The sequence below is a fragment of the Ensifer sp. ENS02 genome, assembly GCF_014851885.1.
In the GTDB taxonomy this organism is placed as follows: domain Bacteria; phylum Pseudomonadota; class Alphaproteobacteria; order Rhizobiales; family Rhizobiaceae; genus Ensifer; species Ensifer adhaerens.
On sequence record NZ_JACVAO010000005.1, the window covers coordinates 368,877 to 386,859 of the forward strand.

General features: G+C 61.7%; 17 protein-coding genes. 4 read left to right on the top strand and 13 right to left on the bottom strand.

Annotated features, from left to right (window positions below; all coding sequences use genetic code 11):
* Window positions 1-48 precede the first annotated feature (48 nt).
* From IB262_RS13375 to IB262_RS13385, 3 genes are read right to left on the bottom strand one after another with little or no spacing between them, the layout of a single operon-like run.
* Window positions 49-1,299: a Zn-dependent hydrolase gene (locus IB262_RS13375; protein ID WP_060521150.1), complete on the bottom strand. Its 1,251-nt coding sequence runs from the start codon at window positions 1,297-1,299 to the stop codon at window positions 49-51.
* A 24-nt stretch (window positions 1,300-1,323) separates the two neighbouring features.
* The gene (locus IB262_RS13380) at window positions 1,324-1,971 is read right to left on the bottom strand and encodes a TenA family protein (RefSeq protein ID WP_113136356.1); all 648 of its coding nucleotides are present in this window, start codon (window positions 1,969-1,971) and stop codon (window positions 1,324-1,326) included.
* A gap of 2 nt (window positions 1,972-1,973) precedes the next feature.
* Window positions 1,974-2,816 carry a BtpA/SgcQ family protein gene (locus tag IB262_RS13385; RefSeq protein ID WP_113136355.1) on the bottom strand — a complete coding sequence of 281 codons (843 nt, stop codon included), beginning with the start codon at window positions 2,814-2,816 and terminating at the stop codon, window positions 1,974-1,976.
* Between the two features lie 25 nt (window positions 2,817-2,841).
* On the opposite strand from IB262_RS13385, the gene IB262_RS13390 reads away from it, so the two are divergent.
* Complete coding sequence (locus tag IB262_RS13390) at window positions 2,842-3,741, top strand: ribokinase (protein ID WP_060521326.1); 900 nt, start codon at window positions 2,842-2,844, stop codon at window positions 3,739-3,741.
* 31 nt (window positions 3,742-3,772) lie between these two features.
* Here IB262_RS13390 and IB262_RS13395 read toward each other — a convergent pair whose 3' ends face one another.
* Genes IB262_RS13395 through IB262_RS13420 form a run of 6 tightly spaced genes read right to left on the bottom strand, consistent with a single transcriptional unit; the run spans window position 3,773 to window position 9,464 of the window.
* Window positions 3,773-4,540 carry a glutamine amidotransferase gene (locus tag IB262_RS13395; protein WP_060521153.1) on the bottom strand — a complete coding sequence of 256 codons (768 nt, stop codon included), beginning with the start codon at window positions 4,538-4,540 and terminating at the stop codon, window positions 3,773-3,775.
* A 39-nt stretch (window positions 4,541-4,579) separates the two neighbouring features.
* Window positions 4,580-5,647 (bottom strand): phosphotriesterase, encoded by a 1,068-nt coding sequence (locus IB262_RS13400; RefSeq protein ID WP_060521154.1) that lies wholly within the window; start codon window positions 5,645-5,647, stop codon window positions 4,580-4,582.
* A gap of 5 nt (window positions 5,648-5,652) precedes the next feature.
* Window positions 5,653-6,651, bottom strand: coding sequence for an ABC transporter permease (locus tag IB262_RS13405; RefSeq protein WP_060521155.1), 999 nt, complete (start codon window positions 6,649-6,651; stop codon window positions 5,653-5,655).
* Complete coding sequence (locus IB262_RS13410) at window positions 6,648-7,451, bottom strand: ATP-binding cassette domain-containing protein (protein ID WP_034790756.1); 804 nt, start codon at window positions 7,449-7,451, stop codon at window positions 6,648-6,650. The genes IB262_RS13405 and IB262_RS13410 overlap by 4 nt, the downstream gene beginning before the upstream one ends.
* Window positions 7,451-8,407, bottom strand: a complete 957-nt coding sequence (locus IB262_RS13415) for a substrate-binding domain-containing protein (RefSeq protein WP_060521156.1) — start codon at window positions 8,405-8,407, stop codon at window positions 7,451-7,453. Before IB262_RS13415 ends, IB262_RS13410 begins: the two co-directional genes overlap by 1 nt.
* A gap of 34 nt (window positions 8,408-8,441) precedes the next feature.
* The gene (locus tag IB262_RS13420) at window positions 8,442-9,464 is read right to left on the bottom strand and encodes a LacI family DNA-binding transcriptional regulator (protein WP_090297342.1); all 1,023 of its coding nucleotides are present in this window, start codon (window positions 9,462-9,464) and stop codon (window positions 8,442-8,444) included.
* A gap of 253 nt (window positions 9,465-9,717) precedes the next feature.
* On the opposite strand from IB262_RS13420, the gene IB262_RS13425 reads away from it, so the two are divergent.
* Window positions 9,718-10,695 carry a L,D-transpeptidase family protein gene (locus tag IB262_RS13425; RefSeq protein WP_113136354.1) on the top strand — a complete coding sequence of 326 codons (978 nt, stop codon included), beginning with the start codon at window positions 9,718-9,720 and terminating at the stop codon, window positions 10,693-10,695.
* A gap of 96 nt (window positions 10,696-10,791) precedes the next feature.
* Here the strand turns inward: IB262_RS13425 and IB262_RS13430 are convergent, their stop codons facing one another.
* Both IB262_RS13430 and IB262_RS13435 read right to left on the bottom strand, forming a co-directional pair.
* Complete coding sequence (locus IB262_RS13430) at window positions 10,792-10,980, bottom strand: hypothetical protein (protein ID WP_060521158.1); 189 nt, start codon at window positions 10,978-10,980, stop codon at window positions 10,792-10,794.
* 112 nt (window positions 10,981-11,092) lie between these two features.
* Window positions 11,093-11,815, bottom strand: coding sequence for an NIPSNAP family protein (locus IB262_RS13435; protein WP_089044859.1), 723 nt, complete (start codon window positions 11,813-11,815; stop codon window positions 11,093-11,095).
* A gap of 98 nt (window positions 11,816-11,913) precedes the next feature.
* On the opposite strand from IB262_RS13435, the gene IB262_RS13440 reads away from it, so the two are divergent.
* Window positions 11,914-12,522: a TetR/AcrR family transcriptional regulator gene (locus IB262_RS13440; RefSeq protein ID WP_090297348.1), complete on the top strand. Its 609-nt coding sequence runs from the start codon at window positions 11,914-11,916 to the stop codon at window positions 12,520-12,522.
* A gap of 135 nt (window positions 12,523-12,657) precedes the next feature.
* Entirely contained in the window at window positions 12,658-14,055 is a 1,398-nt protein-coding gene (locus tag IB262_RS13445; protein WP_192493658.1) for a family 16 glycosylhydrolase, read from the top strand.
* Between the two features lie 92 nt (window positions 14,056-14,147).
* Here the strand turns inward: IB262_RS13445 and IB262_RS13450 are convergent, their stop codons facing one another.
* A complete protein-coding gene (locus tag IB262_RS13450; protein ID WP_113080078.1) occupies window positions 14,148-15,707 on the bottom strand; it encodes an ABC transporter substrate-binding protein in 1,560 nt (519 codons plus the stop codon).
* Window positions 15,708-16,425: 718 nt separating this feature from the next.
* Window positions 16,426-17,922 carry a PLP-dependent aminotransferase family protein gene (locus tag IB262_RS13455; protein ID WP_060521160.1) on the bottom strand — a complete coding sequence of 499 codons (1,497 nt, stop codon included), beginning with the start codon at window positions 17,920-17,922 and terminating at the stop codon, window positions 16,426-16,428.
* Between the last annotated feature and the right edge of the window lie 61 nt (window positions 17,923-17,983).

Genomic DNA, 17,983 nt, shown 5'->3' on the forward strand with positions numbered 1-17,983 from the left:
GCGCGCCTGCGCTGGCTACAGGGGCGGCGAGCAGCACCCGCGCGCGCTCTATGCGCCCGCAGCAAACGCTTCGAGGGTCGCGGCAAGCAGCATACGGGCACCTTCGATGGAATGCGCGGGCTCGACATATTCCGCTTCGTTGTGGCTAAGCCCATCGCGGCAAGGCACGAAGATCATGGCTGCCGGCGCGACACGACTGACGAACAAGGCATCGTGGAAGGCGCCGGAGAGCATACGCCTGGTTGTCAGTCCGAGCGAGGCGGCAGCGCGATCGAGGCAGGTGAGCAGGTCGTCTGAAAAGAGGGCCGGCGGCATGTCGAAGATTTGCCGCGTTGTGCTCTGGCAACCGTTGGCTTTAGAGGCGTTGTCACATGCCTGCCGGACCCGCTCTTCCAGGTCGTCGATGGCGTTGGTCTCCGGGTGGCGCAGATCGACGGTGAACGTGACCGACCCCGGAATCGAGTTCACCGAACCTGGTTCGACTGCGAAGCGGCCGACGGTAAAGCGTGCGCGCCGGTCGCCCGGCATGGCGCTCCTATACAGTGGTTCAAGCGCGGTAACGGCCGCGGCCATCGGGTCGCGACGGAATTCGAGCGCCGTCGTGCCCGCATGCGCTGCCTGCCCATCGATCCTGACCTCCAGCCACCGCGTGCCCTGGATGCCATAGACGATGCCAACCGGTATGTTCTCCCGTTCCAGCGACGGGCCCTGTTCGATATGAAGCTCAAGGTAGCCGGTGATCGGGAAGCCGAGCGGGCGCATTTCGGCTTCCGGCAGGGCTTTCAGTGTTGCCTCCAACTCATCGACGAACAACGCTCCGTCGCGGCCGCGAAGATCGGACCAGGCCCCGGGGATGGCACCGGCGGCAAAAGCCATCGATCCCATCGTGCCGGGGGCAAAGCGGCTTCCTTCTTCGTTCGTCCAGGCAACGACCTCAAGCGGAAAATCAGTCTCGATGCCGGCATCTTCGAGACTTTCCATCACCTCAAAGGCCGCCAGAGTGCCGAGCGCTCCGTCAAAGCGCCCGCCGGTCGGCTGGCTGTCGAGGTGGCTGCCGATCACGAACGGCGGCCTTTGAGGAAAAAGGCCCTCCCGCCGGATGAACAGGTTTGCCATCGGATCCTGGAAGACGCGGAAACCGCGCGCAAGCGCGAGTTCCGCTAGCAGCCGGCGGGAGCCCCGATCTTCCACCGACAAAGCCTGCCGGTTGACGCCCCCGGCCGGCGTCCCGCCGATTTTTGCGAAGTCATCAAGACGCTTGAGCAGGCGCTTGCCGTCCACTGTGGTGCGAGAGGTCATAGTCGTTCCCAAATGTAGCCTTGATCAGACGTAGGCTGCGTCATGAAAGGCGATTTCCAGTTGCTGCGCTCGCCCGAAGATAGCGCTCAGGCGTTTGCGCTCGGAAGCCTCGAGCGCGTCGCCGGCAACGTCGAGTTCTTGCTTCAGCCACTTCGCCTGAGCCGCAAACTCATCATCGGCGTGCATTTCGACCCATTCCTTCAAATGTGGATCGGCAAACGATGAACGGGCGGCCCTTTTCGACCAGGTCCAGTACATCCACTCGGCCGCAAACATGGCAGCGACGGTATCGAGGAAACCGCCGTTGCGGGCGATGTCCAGCATACCCGTTCGGAAAGCATCGACCTCGGCAACATTGAGATCATAGGTGCCGGGATTGATATTGCGTTCGGCAAAAATCCGTTCGAAGTAGGCGATCTGCTGGTTGGCGAGCGCATCCAGAACGGCAATCAGCCAGCGCTTCTGTTCGATCGTCTCGGCCTTCGCCGCCGCAAAGGCGAAGATCGAGATCGCGGTTTCGACGAAGGCCCCCTCATAGACGAGATAGCGTTCGAAAACCTGCGGGGACAGGCGCCCCATCACGATGTCCTCGACGAAGCGATGGTTCACCATGGCTTCGAAGACGGTGGCGTTTTCCCGCAGGATCTGTTCCGAAAGCGTTTCAGCCGCCATCGTCACGCCTCCAGCGCGGGTTCGGCAGCGGCGCGGAAAGCCTTAACCCGCTCGATATCGACCGGGTTCCACCAGACCCCGCCCTGCTTCAGAGACGAGGCGACGATCACGCCGTTGGTGCGCCTGAGGATTTCGACGATGTTGTCCTTGGTCACGCCCGAGCCGACCAGAAGCGGCAGGTGCGTCGCCGAGCCGATCTCCTCGATCTCCTCGATGGTTGCCGTATTGCCGGTGCGCTGACCGGTGGCGATCACACCGTCGGCGTCGAAGAAGGCGAGGTCGCGCGTCAGTTCCTGGATCGAGCGATCGGCCACGATGGCGTGGGCGCCGTGCTTCACATGGCTGTCGGCAAAGACCTTGATGTGCTCGGCACGCAGCAATGAGCGGTAGCGCATCGCTTCTGCGGCCCGCCCCTCCATGAAGCCTTCGTTGGCGACATAGGCGTTGGCCCACTGGTTGACGCGAATGAACTTGGCGCCGCCCGCCATGGCTATGGCAAAGGCCGGGATCGGCGCATTGGCAAGGACGTTGATGCCGAGCGGCACACCTGTCGCCCGCGCGATCCGGTCGGTGACGACCGACATGAAGGCTGCCGTTTCGGGGCCGATATCTTCCGGCTTGGAGAACGGCACGTCGCCATGATTTTCGATCATCAGGCCATGCAGGCCACCCTCGACCAACGCCTCGGCGTCACGCATGCAGGCATCGTAGATAACAGACATATCGGCACCCCGATAGCGCGGCGCACCGGGGAAGGCCGGGCAATGGATCATGCCGATCAGAACCTTGTCAGTCCCAAATATTTCCCTTATGGCGCTTGTGGACTTGTCAGATATTTCCTGCATTTCTCTCCCTTTCGAAGGTATGTTCATGCACGCTTACGTAATCGGTAATGTGACGGTGGACGAGACCATCGCCGTGTCGGAAATGCCGGCCGCGGGCGCATCGATCCACGGTAGCCAGCGGTCCCGGGACCTCGGTGGCAAGGGCGCGAACCAGGCTGTTGTCATGGCCCGCACCGGCCTGCCGACGAGCCTTGTCGCAGCCTTCGGCGACGGCTTTCGCGCCGACATGATCCGCCAGCATCTGGCAAGCGAACCGGTGGTCAGCAGACTTGTGCCGGTCCTCGGCAAGTCCACCGACTTCTCGATCGTGCTGACCACGCCGGATGGAGAAAACGTCAACATCACGACCACCGACTCTGCCCAGAACCTCACGCTTGCCGACGCCGTGGCAGCGCTGGCCGACGCGGTTCCCGGCGACCTTGCTGTGCTCCAGGGAAACCTGTCGGACGAAACGACGCGCGGTGTCCTTGAAGCTGCGCGCGCCCGCCACATGATCACCGCCTTCAATCCGTCTCCCTTGCGTCCTTATTTCAGCACCCTGTGGCCCTTGGTTGACATTGCTTTCCTCAACCAGGGTGAGGCGCAGGCAATGACCGGTACCAGCGGCGAAGAGGCTGCCCGCAAGCTGCTTGCGGCCGGCGTTCGCGAAGTCGTCCTGACCTTCGGCGGCGACGGAGCCATGCTCGTCACCGCCGAAAGCAGCGTCCCGATCGGCGCCGTCGAATGCGACGTCGTCGACACGACAGGCGCCGGCGACACGTTCATGGCGGTGGCGCTCGCATCCGCCACACTTCGTGGCACTCGCCTCGATCGCACCGCGATCGAACATGCAACGCGCGCCGCCGCCATCACTGTCAGCCGTCCCGGAACCCGTTCGGCGTTTCCATCGATCGAGCAGTTGCAAGCGATCCTGGCCGCGCGCTGAGGCTCTCCTCAGCGCGCGCTCCTCGCTGCGGTTAGCGCTCCGTTGCCGTCATCCACCCAAGGATGTTCTTCCAGAGGCGGCCGTAGCCCTCCCACTCGCAGAATGCCGGCGACAGCCAGTGGGGGCCGATATCGGACGTCCAGGCGGCGGTGCGCCCCTTGCCGAAACCGCCAAGGACGAGCAGCGGGTGTCCGCCCTGATCTTCGGGAAGCCGGGCGACGACCTCGGCTCCATCGCGAACCTCCACTTCATTGACGCCGAGAAGCAACGGCCAACTGCCCGAAAGCCCCGCCATGGTCGGATGGTCCGGCTTGACGACGTCGGCAACCGCGCCCTCGGGAATCTCGACGCGGTCGTCATAGGGAAGGCACGTCACCGGAAGCGTGTCTTCGACAGCCGTGCGGCGCCAGCGCGCCTTACCGTCGATACCCTGGAAGGAGAAGTAGCCGCCGACCATCAGCAGCGCTCCGCCCTTTTCGACCCAGGCCTTGATGAGCTTCAACCGGTTCGGAACGGTGCGCGAATGCAGCCATACGGCCGGCGGCAGCAACAGCGAGTTGGCGCCGATATCCGACAGGATGATCGCATCGTATTGGTCGAGGCCTGCCATTTCATAGGGGAACTGGTCCACGGCGTCGTGTGCGGTCATGTAGGTCAGCTCGAACTCGCTGTCCTTGAGCACCTTGACGAGCGGTTCCGCGCCCAGATGGAAGGTCACGCTGCCGAACTGGTCGAAACCCTTGTAGTGGGTGGCGGAGCTTACCCAGCTCTCGCCGACGAGAAGCACTTTCTTTGTCATGGTCTATCCGTCTGTCTTGAATTGCGTTGGGAGCCGATATCAGGCCCCGGTTTGGAATACCGAGCGGGGGTTGTCCCGCATCATTCTGTCGAGCGCGCCGTCCTCCAGTCCGTGTCGTTTGAGACGCGGCAGGAAGTGGCGCAGGACGTAGGCATAGCCGTTGCCTCCGTAGTGGCTGAGCATCATCTTCAGGAACACATCGTGCGAGAGCAGGATGCGGTCCATGTGGCCGGCGTCCACCAGCCTGGCGATCGCTCGTGCTGCCTCTTCGTCGCTCGGGCACTGTACCTGTTGATCGGCATAGAAGAAGTCCATGCCGATCATGTCGTATTCGATGAACGCACCGCGTTCGGCGAGCTCGCTTTGATAGGCGAAATCGTCGTGGGACGGGTTCATGTGACAAAGCACGGTGTGGCGCAGATCCGCCCCTTCCTCGGCGACGACATCGAGCACCCGATGGCCGAGCCGGAACCAGCCCGGCAGATGCACCATCAGCGGCAAACCGGTCCGGACCTGCGCCCGGGCGGCCCCACGCAGGGACTTCTCCTCGGCCGGGGTGAAATCGGAGGAGACGCCGATCTCGCCGATCAGTCCGATTTTCACGCCCGTGCCGTCAACACCGTCGATGGCCTCGCGGACGATGCCGTCGGCGATCTGGTCGACGCTCATGTCCGCGACCTCGGCCGGATGCGAGGAGGCAAGATAGTATCCGGCCCCCATCACGATATTGAGACCCGTCGCCTTGGAGATGCGCCGTAAGGCGAGCGGGTTTCGACCGATGCCATTGCAGGTAGGTTCGACGACTGTACGGCCGCCTGCGGTCGCGAAAGCCTGCAATTCGGCGATAGCCAAGGGTTCGTCGTCGAGCGTAATGTTGTGCTTGTTAACGAAGGGGTCCTGGCGCAGTTCGCCGAGGATCTCCATGCAGACGAAGCCTTCGGCGAGATACTGACGCTCCTTCGTTTGCGGTGCGTTCCACCAGCAGCGGCAATCGTTGAGGATATGCTCGTGCATCAGTGTGATGCCGAGTTGATCCGCGTTGATCGCGCCGTTCACCGTCATCACCTTGCCGGACCGCACATGTCCTTCTGACAGCTCCTTGCTCATGACGGTTATCTCTTGCCGCCGAAGCGAAAGTTGGCGGTGAAGATCCGGGTGTTGAGCCAGATCGCAACGAGAATGATCGCACCGGTAACAATCTGCGTGAAGAACGGCGAGATATGCATGAGGATCAGGCCGTTGCCGATGACCGCAATCGTCATCGTGCCGAGCACGGTCCCGAGGATCGTGCCGCGCCCCCCCATCAGCGATGTCCCGCCCAGCACTACGGCGGCGATAACTTGAAGCTCGAAGCCGACGGCCGCATTCGAGGAGCCGGAGCCGAGGCGCGCGGCGATCAACAGGCCAGCAAGGGCGCAGGCAACGCCGGCGATCATATAGACCGAGGCGATCACCCATTTCGCCGGCATGCCGACGCGGCGAGCCGCTTCCATGTTGGACCCGACGGCGACGACCTGGCGGCCGTATTTGGTCGAGGATATGACGACATAACCGGCGACCGCGACCGCAACCGCGATAAGCGCAGGCATCGGAATGCCCAGCAATTCGCCGCGGCCGAGCATGAAGAAGCCGGGAGCGTCCTTGATCGGGATCGAGTACCCTTGCGTCAGATAGAGCGCCAAGCCGCGCAGGATCGACAGGCCGGCAAGCGTGACGATGAAGGCCGGAATACCCTGATAGGCGGTGAACCATCCCTGCACGAAGCCGAGAAAGGCGCCGAAGAAGAGCATCGCGACGACGACGAGAGGCCAGGGATAGCCCATGGCCAAGACAATGGCCGCCACCGCATTGACCAGGGCGACCTGCGAACCGACAGAGAGGTCGATGCCGCCGGTTATGATTACCAGCGTCATGGCGACCGCGACGATGAGAATCGGCGCTGCCTGGCGGATGACGTTCAGAATGTTGCCGAGCGTCATGAAGGTATCGGTCGTGGCCGCGAAAAAGATGACGCAGGCCAGGAAGAAGAAGGCGATCGACAGAACCTGGGCGTTTTCCGAAAGGAAGTCTGCCGCCGGCGAGCCTTTTGCGCGTTCGGTATAGGCCGTCATTGCTTGGCTCCTTCCCCGACGATCAGCTTGACGAGGTCTTCCAGGTTGGTCTTGCCGATTTCGCGCTCGGCGACCTTGGTGCCTTCGTACATCACGGCAATGCGGTCGCAGACACGGAACAGGTCCTGGAGACGGTGGGTGATCAGGATGACCGAGACGCCCTTTGCCTTGACGCGGTTGATCAGCGCGAGCACGGCTTCGACCTCCGCCACGGCGAGCGCCGAGGTGGGCTCGTCCATGATGAGGACTTTCGGATTGAACGAAGCGGCGCGCGCGATCGCGATCGCCTGACGCTGTCCGCCCGAGAGTTGAGCGACCTTGCCGGTCAGACGCGGAATGCGGATTTCCAGCGCATCGAGCATCTTGCGTGCTTCCTCGAGCATGGTCCTCGTATCGAGGAATGGCCCTTTGCTGATTTCTCGACCGAGGAAAAGATTGCCGACCACATCGATGTGGTCGCAAAGGCTCAGGTCCTGAAAGACCATTTCGATATTGCGGTTACGGGCGTCCGCAGGTCCTGAGAACCGAACCTCTTCGCCTTCCAGCGTAATGGTCCCGCCATCGGGAATGTAGGTGCCCGAGATGACCTTGGTCAGCGTCGATTTGCCGGCGGCGTTGTCGCCGACGAGGCCAAGGCACTCGCCGGGATAGATGTCGAGGTCGACGCCACGCAGCGCCTGGTGCGATCCGAACGTCTTGACGATCCCTTTGAGGGACACGCGGGGGCTGACACCGGTGCGGGAGGGCAAAGCCCCCCCGACACCAGCGACAGCGGGAGGATGCTGTCTTTCAGTCGTCATCATTTGAAGATCGCCCGATATGGCTCGACGTTGTCCTTGGTGACGATCGTTACCGGCACGGCGATGGTCTTTTCGACGCTGCCGCCGTCGGAGACCTTCTTCAAGGCGTCGACGGCAGCGGCACCCATGGCAGCCGGATCCTGCTGAATCACGGCGGTGACGTAGCCGGCGTCGATGCCGGCGATCGCCTGGGCCGTCAGGTCCCAACCGAAGACCTTCACGCTATCCTGCTTGCTCTGGCTTTCGACCGCGGCGATGGCACCCATCAGGGCCGGCTCACCGGTCGCATAGATTGCGGTCAGGTCGGGATTGCCGGTAATCAGGTTCTCGGCGGCAGCGAGCGCGTTGTCCTGCACGTTCTGTCCATCGACGACGCCGGCCGAGCTGATACCGTCGACATCCTTGATGGTCTTTTCAAATCCTTCCTGACGAACGTTCTGAATGAAGGAGTTGAGCGCGCCGACGACACCGATCTTGGCTTTGCCATCGGCGTTGGCCTTGATGTAGTCGAGGAAGAACTTGCCCATGTCGGCGCCGGCCGTGGCGTTGTCGACGCCGATCTGCGCCTTCTGCGGGCCTTCCGGAAGGATCGCATCGATGGCGACGACGGGGATCCCGGCTTCGGCTGCCTGGTTGACCGCCGGCATGATGCCGTTGACGTCGATTGCGACGACGGCGATGCCATCGACCTTCTGCTGGATGTAGGTTTCGATCGCACTGTTCTGCGCGGCCGGGTCGTTGTTGGCATTGAAGATGACGAGCTTCGCGCCGGCAGCGTCAGCCGCCTTCTGCGCGCCTTCGTTCATCTGATTGAAGAAAAGCGCCTGCTGGTTGATTTGCACGAGCGCAAAGGTCTTTTCGGCGGCAAGGGCCGGCGAGAGAGCAGCGCCGAGGGTCGTCAATGCCGTGAAACCAAGCGTGGCGACTAAAGTCCTGCGTTTCAAATTCCAGTTCATGTTCTCATCCTCTGTTGGTTCTCCATTGCGTGATTTATCGTTTCGCAGGCGGAGCAACGGATTTCCGCACGACGATTTCGACTGGCAGGAGCTCTTCGACGAGAGCCTGTTTGCCCTGCCAGTTTGTTTCGAGAAGAAGGGAGAGGGCACGCCCGCCGATCGCGCGGACCGGCTGGCGAATGGCGGTCATAGGCGGACCGAAAAGATGGAGCGGGCCGACGTCGTCAAAGCCGATGACCGAAACATCGTCCGGGATCGACACCCCCTGGTCCCGGAAGACCTCGATCATGCCGATGGCGATTTCGTCCGAGCTGGCGAAGATCGCCGTTGCCGGGCGACCTTCCTCGATGAAGCGCTTCGCCGCCTGCCGACCGAAGGCCACGGTGTAGTCACCGGCGTATTTTAAAAGACGGATATCCTCGCCGAACGCATCGCGCAGCGTCCGCTCAAGACCGTTGGAGCGCCGACGCGAACTGATCATCGCTTGCGGGCCGCCGACGAACAGCACATCCCTGTGCCCGAATTCCGCCAGATGCCGGCCTGCGAGCGCTCCGCCCAGCTCGTTATCGCAGAAGAGCTTGGGCGCCTGCGCGCCGGGAACGTCTTCGTCGGCGATCACGACTTTGCCGGTGCGGTTTATCAACGTGGCGAGTTGACCGTCGTCCGGGTGGTTGGTGACGAAGATCAGGCCATCGACGTGATTGCGTTCGATCAGCTGGAGATAGGCTACCTCGCGACCGGCCCGGTTCAGGGTGGCGTAAAGCGAGACGGCAAGTCCGCGGGTATCCGCCTCTTCTTCGACGGCTGCCACGAGCGTCGCGAAGAAGGGGTTGGCGATATCGGGAACGACAAGACCGATCGTATCGGAACGACCGCGGCTGAGCCGGCGGGCATGCGGGTTGGGCTGGTAATTGAGGTCGCGGATCGCATCCGAGATCCGCTTCTTCGTTTCGGAAGGCAGGTCGAGCGATCCGTTCAGCAGGCGCGAGACCGTTGTCACGGAAACGCCGGCAGCTCGGGCTACATCCTTCAGACCTGTGACGCGTCGTGTGGTCACCTTGGCTCCATCCCCTGCCGTTGTAAACCGATTTACTAAAACGCTTTACAATAAGATTTCGACTTTCGTGTTCTGTCAAGAGACTTTCTCTGACACGAGGTCGGTGCGCCTATGGGGCCACGGATCGAGGCTCGGCCTGGGGCCGATTGGCCGCGGCGAAAAGGCCGCAAGGTCAATGCCGTTCGCACCTGAGAAAGCAGCATCTTGGCGCCGCGAGGCGGGAACAAATCAGGGGCTGATCGATTGAGAGATCATGAAAACCAAGGTTCTATTGGCGGCGCTGATGCTGCTATCCCCCGCCGCGCTGGCCAATGCCCAGACGCTTCAGCCAGAAGCCATCGACGGTGCATCGATTACGCCCACATTGTTGGAACGGACGACCGAGACCTCGGACAAGCCAGACCCCGCCATCGTCAGGCTCCAGGTGCTTCTCGATCGGGCGGGGGCGTCGCCCGGTGTGATCGACGGTTTCGCCGGTGAGAATGTCGCCAAGGCGATCGCCGCCTTCGAGACCATGCAAGGTCTGTCCGCTGACGGAACATTGGACGCCGACGTCATCGGGCGACTGCCGGACCAGACGACGGTGGTCGAGCCCTACGTCATCTCCGAGGACGATGCTCAAGGATTGGTCGCTGAGATCCCCGAAGACTACTCCGAGCAGGCGAAGATGGCTCAGCTCGGATACACGAGCGTCGCCGAGAAGCTGGCGGAGCGCTTCCACATGGATATCGATCTTCTCAAGGCGCTCAATCAGACTTCGGAGTTCTCGGTCGGTGACACGGTTTCCGTTGTGAACCCAGGTCCACCGACGCAGGGAACGGTCAAGCGCATTGAAGCGCACCGGCGCACCGGTCAAATCGTGGCACTTGGCGCCGACGATACGCTGATCGCAGCCTATCCGGCAACGATCGGCAGCCGGGAAACGCCATCTCCTTCGGGAACGCACAAGGTCAAAGGCGTCGCCCGAATGCCGCCCTATGTCTACAATCCAAAAATCAACTTCAAGCAGGGCGACAACCGAAAGATCTTGACCTTGCCGGGCGGCCCGAACGGTCCGGTCGGCACGGTCTGGATCGATCTCTCGAAGCCCACCTACGGAATTCACGGCACGCCGGAGCCGTCGATGATCGACAAGTCGGGATCGCACGGATGCGTTCGCCTGACCAACTGGGATGCGGAGGAGTTGGCGGGGATGGTCAAGCCTGGCGTGATTGTCGAGTTCGTCGACTAAGGTAGCGAAGACGTTTAGGAATTTCTGAACGGGCAAGAAGTCGAAACCGGCCACCGATCACGCGGTGACCGCTCGCGCAATTCCCATGTCGAAGCTTCAGCGGATACGCGTCTGAACGCGCACGATGTTCATCTGGAGCTCGTGGCTGGTTGCCTGTCTACCGAGCACCTTGATCAGGCGCTGCTCTTCGGTTTTGTGAATACCGGTCCGCCGGCAATAATCCGCGACGTCCCAGATATGTCTGATCTGGGCGTTGGCGACTGTTCGAACATCCGCGTGTTTCATTCGGTGCCTCCCCTAACCCAATACAACGTTTGGAGCCTGGTTTGGTTCCGCCAGGATGCGTTCCTGGCGGCTGTGGGTGCGTTCGTACCGATCCGTCGTGTATGGGCGCCAGCTACAAGGTGCAAAGCGATCGCGACGTCGGGGTCAGCCGAGAAACCTCGATCCTTCGCCAGCACTGGCTATCCATTCGAGGAAAGACCTCACTGGTCCATCTGACGTCCTTGTTCAGTTGCTCCCGATGCCGTGAAAGGCCGTCGTCGTCCTCATGCATTTCAAACCAGATAAACACCGTTTCGCCCTCACGGACGGGGAGCCTCGGGAAGGCGTTTGCGCTGCGTTCGGTAACGAACACCGCGTCGATACGAGCACCGGCGTCTTCGAGGATCGGCAGTGCCTCGGCGATGAAGAATGCAGCGAAACGGTCCTCCGTGCCGGGCGCCAGCGAGCAGAGGTTCACGGTGACGACACCTCTGGTCGATTGTGCCTCTTGCTCCCTTGCAAGGTTGTGAGGAAACGGCTGCGTGCCAGCGACTGGCTTGACCAGCAACACATTGTCCGAGTTGAGCATCGTCTCGTTGGCGCGAGACCCATGGTCCTTCCAAACCGGGCCCGAATAAAAGGCCGCCAACGCGTCGGTTCGCGTTTGCATATCGGCAAAGGAACGTACCCAGACGAAGGCGTCGGGATCGTCGCAGTCGCGGAATTCGCCTTCAAGACGCATTCCGAGCGCTTCCTGCGGTTCAACGAATTCGCGGTCAAACAAGTCGATCAGGCGATCCCTTCCGCCGGGATGAAGTCGGTAGCGGCGAAGTTCGTAAACGGCGTGCGGTTCCATGAATCCTCCAAAACAGGTCAATTGTCCTGTTTCTAATAACAGGTTGATCGACCTGTTTTGTCAAGGCACTATGGCGAACGATTTTTCAGGCGGCTGTCATGAGCGAACACAAAAGAACCAACGATCCTCAAGCGGTGCGCCGCAGGATCGTCGATGCGGCCTACCAGGCCTTTGTCACCCAAGGATATCTCGCGACGGGAATGCAGGAATTGCGCGCGAAGGCATCCGTCTCGGGGGGCGCTATGGCCCATCACTTTCCGGCCAAACGGGAACTTGGATTGGCGGTTATCCGCGACCGCGTCGCCGAAGCGGTGCGGCAAACGTGGATCGACCCGCTGCGTATCTCGAGCGATACGCCCACAGCGATCGATCAGATCTTCACCGAGATCATCAGCGAGCTCTCCGAAAACGGCTCCGTCTCCGGCTGCCCACTGAACAATATGGCGATCGAAGTCTCCAGGCATGATGACGAGATGCAGCAGGCGCTGGGTGCAATTTTTGAGGCTTGGGAAGAAGCGCTCGCAGCGCGATTCCAGGAAGACATCCGCCTGAAGCGCGTCGCAGGCATTCAACCCGACAGCCTCGCCACCCTGATCATCGCCGCCTATTCCGGCGCGATGGCGATGGCAAAAGCCAATCAGCACACACGTCCGCTCGTGAACTGTCAGGCGGAGATCGCAGCACTTCTCGCGTCGAAATACGTCTAGACTGGGTCCGCTCGGCTCCCTCGTGGGGAGGCCGCTGCTCCGGATTATCCGCAAATGTTGGGGGTGTGGGCGACAGCTTGAGATGCTAGAGGTGCTCATCGGGAAGGGGCACTCCAGTAAACAGGAGACTTCTCGATGAGCAGAACTGCCATGAACGCCCTCGGACAACCGCTCCATTATAGCGGAAGTTCGACCGCATGGTTTTCCGCAACCGGATCCGGGTCCACGCTCTGCGGAACTCCCGGCAACGATTCGATCTGGGGCGACGGTTCCGTCGATGTGACCATGTTCGGCGGCACGGGCGACGACGTCTACTATCTCTATTCATCGACGAACCGGGCCGAAGAGGCACCCGGCGACGGGATAGACACGATCGATACCTGGATGAGCTACAGCTTACCGGAGAACTTCGAAAACCTGACCGTCACCGGTGACGGTCGACACGCCTTCGGCAACAACGCCGACAACATCATCACCGGTGGCTCCGGCAGCCAGACCATCGACGGACGCGCAGGCAATGACGTGCTGGTCGGTTCCGGAGGCGCTGATACCTTCGTGTTCGAGCACGGCAACGGCAGCGACCTTGTCACGGACTTCAGCTCCAACGATACCATTCGCCTCGACGGATACGGGATTACCTCGTTCGAAGAGGTGCTGGCGAATGCAGGCCAGCAGGGAGACGATCTCCGCCTCCATCTCGGCGATGGAGAAAGCCTGGTCCTGGCCGATACGACAACCGACCAACTGCAGGAGGGCCAGTTCCAGTTGAGCCTGGACCGATCCGCCCTGACGCAGACCTTCTCAGACGATTTCGACACACTTCAGCTCACCGACGGCACGGGCGGCATCTGGGATGCCAAATACTGGTGGGCGCCGGAAGAGGGGGCGACGCTCTCGGAAAACGGTGAGCTGCAATGGTACGTCAATCCGAGTTACGGGCCGACCGCATCGGCTAACCCGTTTTCGGTCGAGGATGGTGTACTGACGATCACCGCAGAGCGTGCACCGGACGCAATCCAGTCGGAGATCGGCGGCTATGACTACACGTCCGGGATGTTGACGACCTATTCGTCCTTTGCGCAGACCTACGGTTACTTCGAGATGCGGGCCGACATGCCGGACGATCAGGGCGCCTGGCCCGCTTTCTGGCTGCTGCCCGCCGACGGCTCCTGGCCGCCGGAGCTCGACGTCGTCGAAATGCGCGGGCAGGACACCAACACCGTCATCACCACCGCCCATTCCAACGAAAGCGGCGAGCACACGATCGTCAGAGACGGCGCGCAAGTCGCCGATACCGACGGGTTCCACGATTACGGCGTGCTTTGGACGGAAGACGAGATCGTCTGGTATTTCGATGATACGGAGATCGCCCGCGCCGATACCCCCGCGGACATGCACGAGCCGATGTACATGCTCGTCAATCTCGCGGTCGGCGGAATGGCCGGCACACCCGATGGCGATTTTGACGACGGGTCGCAAATGAAGATCGATTCCATCGAGGCCTATACGCTGGACGCCGACTGGCTGATCTAGGCGGAGAAGCACGAAGGGGGCCGGCAGCGTCCGGGCTGCCGGTCCCGGCCTGTCGGAGCCGGAACGTTCGCCGTTCCAGCTCCGCAACAGGGCTAGTCCGCGATATGCGTGAGCCAATGGCGCGGCTTGTTGTCGGCGAGCTGAGCGACCTTGTCGATCTTGTTGCTCATCACCCAAGCCATTGGCTGTTGGTGCAGCGGCAGCATGATGATCTCGTCCTTGACCATCTGCAGTGCCTTGGTCTGCAGATCGAGCCGCTTGGTCCGATCCATTTCGGTCGATGCCTGGATGATCAGCTTGTCGATATCAGGATAGCTCCAGCCGCCCCAGTTGAAAACGCCCGCCTTGTCGCTCCTCGTCTCGATCATCTGAAGCAGGATCGAGTAGCTGTCGAGCATCGGCTCGTTTGCCCAGCCGATGATGTAGACATCCGACAGACCGCCCGTGCGTTTGGGCGCCTGTGCCGCCGTCGGGCCGATGTCGAGTTGCGGCTTGAAGCCGGCGCGGCTCAGCATGTTGACGATGCTCTGGCAAAGCTCCTCTTCGTTGACATAGGCCTCGTTCGTGCAGACGAGCGTGAAGGGGAGATCGCTTGCGCCGGCCTCGGCGAGCAGCTTTTTCGACCGTTCGGGATCGTACGGCACGACCTTGTCCAGTGCTTCGACATATCCCGGGATTTCCGGCGCAACGATCGCACCCGCTGTCCTCGACTTGCCGCGCATGACCCGCTTCTGGATGAGTTCTGTGTCGAGCGCATGGGCGACGGCCTGGCGGACACGCAGGTCGTTGAACTTGTTGTCGACGCCGTCGGCCAGTTTCGGTTTGCGGTTGAAGCCCATCATGATGGTGCGAAGGTCGGTGCGCTCCATCACCTTCAGGTCCGGCTGCGCGACAAGGCGCGGAAGATCCTGCGCCGGCGCATTCTCAGTGAAGTCGATCTCGCCTGACAACAGTGCCGCCACGCGTGTCGCGGCTGAGACAATCGGCGTAAACTCGATGCGATCGATGTTGGACTTCGCCGGGTCCCACCACTCGCCGTTCTTGACCAGAACGGTCTTGCTGTCGGGCGTGCGGCTCTCGAGCTTGAACGGACCCGTGCCGTTGGTGTGGTAGGTAGCGTAGCCTTCTATCTTCTTGCCGACATCCGTCGGCTTCAGCGAATTGTTGTCGGCGAGCCACGTGGCGTCGAAAATGTGGATGTTCGTCAGGTCGTTCAAGAGCAGCGGATAGGGGCCGGTCAGTTCGATATCGACAGTGCGGTCGTCGACCTTCTTCGCCGACTTGTATGCCGGTAGGTTGCCCCGCAGCGGAGATGCCGGATCGCTGACCCGCGTCAGCGAGGCGATCACGTCATCGGCCGTGAAATCAGCGCCATTGTGGAACTTGACGTCCTCGCGCAGATGGAACCGCCAGACCGTGTCCGATACCGTTTCCCAGGAGGTCGCCAGTGCCGGCTCGATCTTCAGGTCGGCGTCAAAGCGGACGAGCCCTTCATAGACGTGATTGAGGAAAGACAGCGTGTAGCTGTCGCCATAGGAATAAGGGTCGAGCGAGTAGATATCGCGCGAAGAGCCCCATTTGAGCGTCTCCGCGTGAGCAGCCGCGGAAAGCGCCGTCGACATGGCGGCTGCGAGGATCAGTTTCTTGAGCATTCTGCTGTTCTCCTTTGTTGAGGTCACCGGCCCCCTTGAACGGGGAGCTTCTATTTAAGAGGCAAGGACGGCTCACAGGCCGTCCATCTCGCCGCCCGACAGGGGCGGCCAGTGGCGTGATCTGCTGTTGCGCGGCATGACCTTCTCGGTCGTGTCGATCACCGCAAAGACCTTCGGCGGCCTATGCGGGAATCTTGATCAACTGGCGTTCCTGGACGGCGATGCACCCAAGCGAAAGCCTCCTGGCGATGCTTGAAGCACCAAGTCCCGTTGTCGATCGGCGGTCATTCGATGGCCAACGCCAAGCATCAACTCGAACAGGGGCATATCTCTGCGCCGCTTCATGGAGGCGGTTCAGAAACCCGAGGTCGGTGGTTGGACGCCGCAATGGCGATCGAATGAGAAGATGTCAGGCGAGCCGGCCCGGCGGTGCGGGCTCGTACGTGCGGCATTGCGAAAAGTCGTGCGAGTACGCGGTCTTCTGGAGCCCTTGCATCAACCTGCTCCTCCCTAGCTCGTTGCTGCTAAGCGGCACCATCGCACGCCAAAAGTATTTGTCAACGTCTTTGTCGACAATCTTGAATACGATTATGGCGACAATCCAAATGACCGATTGATCGGCCCAGGCGCGAGCAACATTCCGGGCAATGGAGAGGACGCCTTAGGCCAAGGTACGCTACGGCCAGCTCGATAGGGAAAGCCACAAGCGGTCAACCTGTCACTTCGCCACGGAGGCCTGCTCGCTGCCGCCGCAAAGACTGTCGATGCGGGCGCGAACCCGGGCGACGCCCTCGGCAATGCTTGTGCTTGGAATGGACGAATATCCCATCCGGAAGTAGCGGCAGGGCTGGTCGCTTCTGGGGAAGAAGGGCGAGCCGGATTCGACCAGCACGCCGTCCTGCCGCAATTCGCTGACCAGCCGGTCGGCATCGAGCCCTTCCGGTCCCTCCATCCAGAAGGACGTGCCGCCGAAGGTCGAGGAGCCTGCGACTTTCAGGTTCGCCCTACGCAGTGACTCGGCCATGATTACGTGGCGCTTGTGATATTCGGTCCGCATCCGGTGGAGCACGGCGTCATAATGGCCGAGCGCCAGGAAATAGGCTGCGGTGCGCTGAAGGTGTCCGGGCGGGTGGCGCAACATCAGCGAGCGAAGCGCACGCGCCTCGCGAATGAAGGGGGCTGGCGCCACGAGGTAGCCGAGCCGAAGCCCGGGAAAAAGCGATTTCGAGAAGCTGCCGATGTAGAGCACCCGGCCTGACGGATCGAGCGCCTTCAGCGCCGGGGAAGGCGGAGCGAGGTAGCTGATCTCGAACTCGTAATCGTCCTCGACGATGACGAAATCCCGTTCTTCCGCAGCCTGCAGCAGTTGCGTACGCCGATCCACTGGCATAGTCGCGCCGGTCGGCGAGTGGTGGCTCGGGGTCACGAAGACGGCATCGACGTTTTCCGGCAAGGCATCCGGTGACAGGCCCTCGACATCGACATCGACGGTGGTGACGTCGGCGCCGCTCAACAGCAGCGAGGCGCTGATATCGGGATGGCAGGGGTTTTCGCAGACGGCGGCGGAGCCCTTCTCCAGGATCAGACGGGTCACGATCCAGAGCGCATTCTGCGCGCCGACGGTGACGAGGATTTCGTCCGGCGTGGCGTGGATGCCCCGGCGCGGCAGCGTGCGCGAGCAGATGTAGTTGACCAGCCGCACATCGTCGGCCGCGGCAAAGTCGCTCGCCATCAGCACGAAATCCTCTCGCGCCAGAGCCCGGCGGGCACAGTCGCGCCAGGCATTGAGATCGAACAGTGTCGGGTCCATCTGGCCATAGAGGAAGGGGAATGGATAGCGCCGCCAGTCCAGCGGCTTGGCGACCTGGCGCACGACGCCAAAGCTCATCTTGATCTTGCGGCTCCAGTCGATCGGATTGGAGCCGGCGGATGGGCGCTCCCCTTCCACATCCATGCCCGGCGGATTGCCGGAGATGCGATAGGAGCTGCGGTTGACCGCCTCGACATAGCCCTGGTTGATCAGTTCCTGATAGGCGAGTGTCACCGTGATGCGCGATATTCGCAGATAGTCGGCGAGCTTGCGGCTGGATGGCAGATGCGCGCGCGGCTGCACCCTTCCGGCGAGCACGGCCGAAACGACCGTCTCGCGCAACTGCGCCTGCAGGCCGATCCCACTGTCGCGATCGATGAAAAAAATGGTTTCGGAAACGTTCATCTGCACGACGCCTGCTCCCCCGACGGCGCTAAACTGGATCTATTCAACTTCCAGACTGGAT

What these genes read in the sequence shown, in the direction of transcription:
- IB262_RS13375 (WP_060521150.1), bottom strand. Translation starts at nt 1,299, where the DNA reads ATGACCTCTCGCACCACAGTGGACGGCAAGCGCCTGCTCAAGCGTCTT.
- IB262_RS13380 (WP_113136356.1), bottom strand. Translation starts at nt 1,971, where the DNA reads ATGGCGGCTGAAACGCTTTCGGAACAGATCCTGCGGGAAAACGCCACC.
- IB262_RS13385 (WP_113136355.1), bottom strand. Translation starts at nt 2,816, where the DNA reads ATGCAGGAAATATCTGACAAGTCCACAAGCGCCATAAGGGAAATATTT.
- IB262_RS13390 (WP_060521326.1), top strand. Translation starts at nt 2,842, where the DNA reads ATGCACGCTTACGTAATCGGTAATGTGACGGTGGACGAGACCATCGCC.
- IB262_RS13395 (WP_060521153.1), bottom strand. Translation starts at nt 4,540, where the DNA reads ATGACAAAGAAAGTGCTTCTCGTCGGCGAGAGCTGGGTAAGCTCCGCC.
- IB262_RS13400 (WP_060521154.1), bottom strand. Translation starts at nt 5,647, where the DNA reads ATGAGCAAGGAGCTGTCAGAAGGACATGTGCGGTCCGGCAAGGTGATG.
- IB262_RS13405 (WP_060521155.1), bottom strand. Translation starts at nt 6,651, where the DNA reads ATGACGGCCTATACCGAACGCGCAAAAGGCTCGCCGGCGGCAGACTTC.
- IB262_RS13410 (WP_034790756.1), bottom strand. Translation starts at nt 7,451, where the DNA reads ATGACGACTGAAAGACAGCATCCTCCCGCTGTCGCTGGTGTCGGGGGG.
- IB262_RS13415 (WP_060521156.1), bottom strand. Translation starts at nt 8,407, where the DNA reads ATGAACTGGAATTTGAAACGCAGGACTTTAGTCGCCACGCTTGGTTTC.
- IB262_RS13425 (WP_113136354.1), top strand. Translation starts at nt 9,718, where the DNA reads ATGAAAACCAAGGTTCTATTGGCGGCGCTGATGCTGCTATCCCCCGCC.
- IB262_RS13430 (WP_060521158.1), bottom strand. Translation starts at nt 10,980, where the DNA reads ATGAAACACGCGGATGTTCGAACAGTCGCCAACGCCCAGATCAGACAT.
- IB262_RS13435 (WP_089044859.1), bottom strand. Translation starts at nt 11,815, where the DNA reads ATGGAACCGCACGCCGTTTACGAACTTCGCCGCTACCGACTTCATCCC.
- IB262_RS13440 (WP_090297348.1), top strand. Translation starts at nt 11,914, where the DNA reads ATGAGCGAACACAAAAGAACCAACGATCCTCAAGCGGTGCGCCGCAGG.
- IB262_RS13445 (WP_192493658.1), top strand. Translation starts at nt 12,658, where the DNA reads ATGAGCAGAACTGCCATGAACGCCCTCGGACAACCGCTCCATTATAGC.
- IB262_RS13450 (WP_113080078.1), bottom strand. Translation starts at nt 15,707, where the DNA reads ATGCTCAAGAAACTGATCCTCGCAGCCGCCATGTCGACGGCGCTTTCC.
- IB262_RS13455 (WP_060521160.1), bottom strand. Translation starts at nt 17,922, where the DNA reads ATGAACGTTTCCGAAACCATTTTTTTCATCGATCGCGACAGTGGGATC.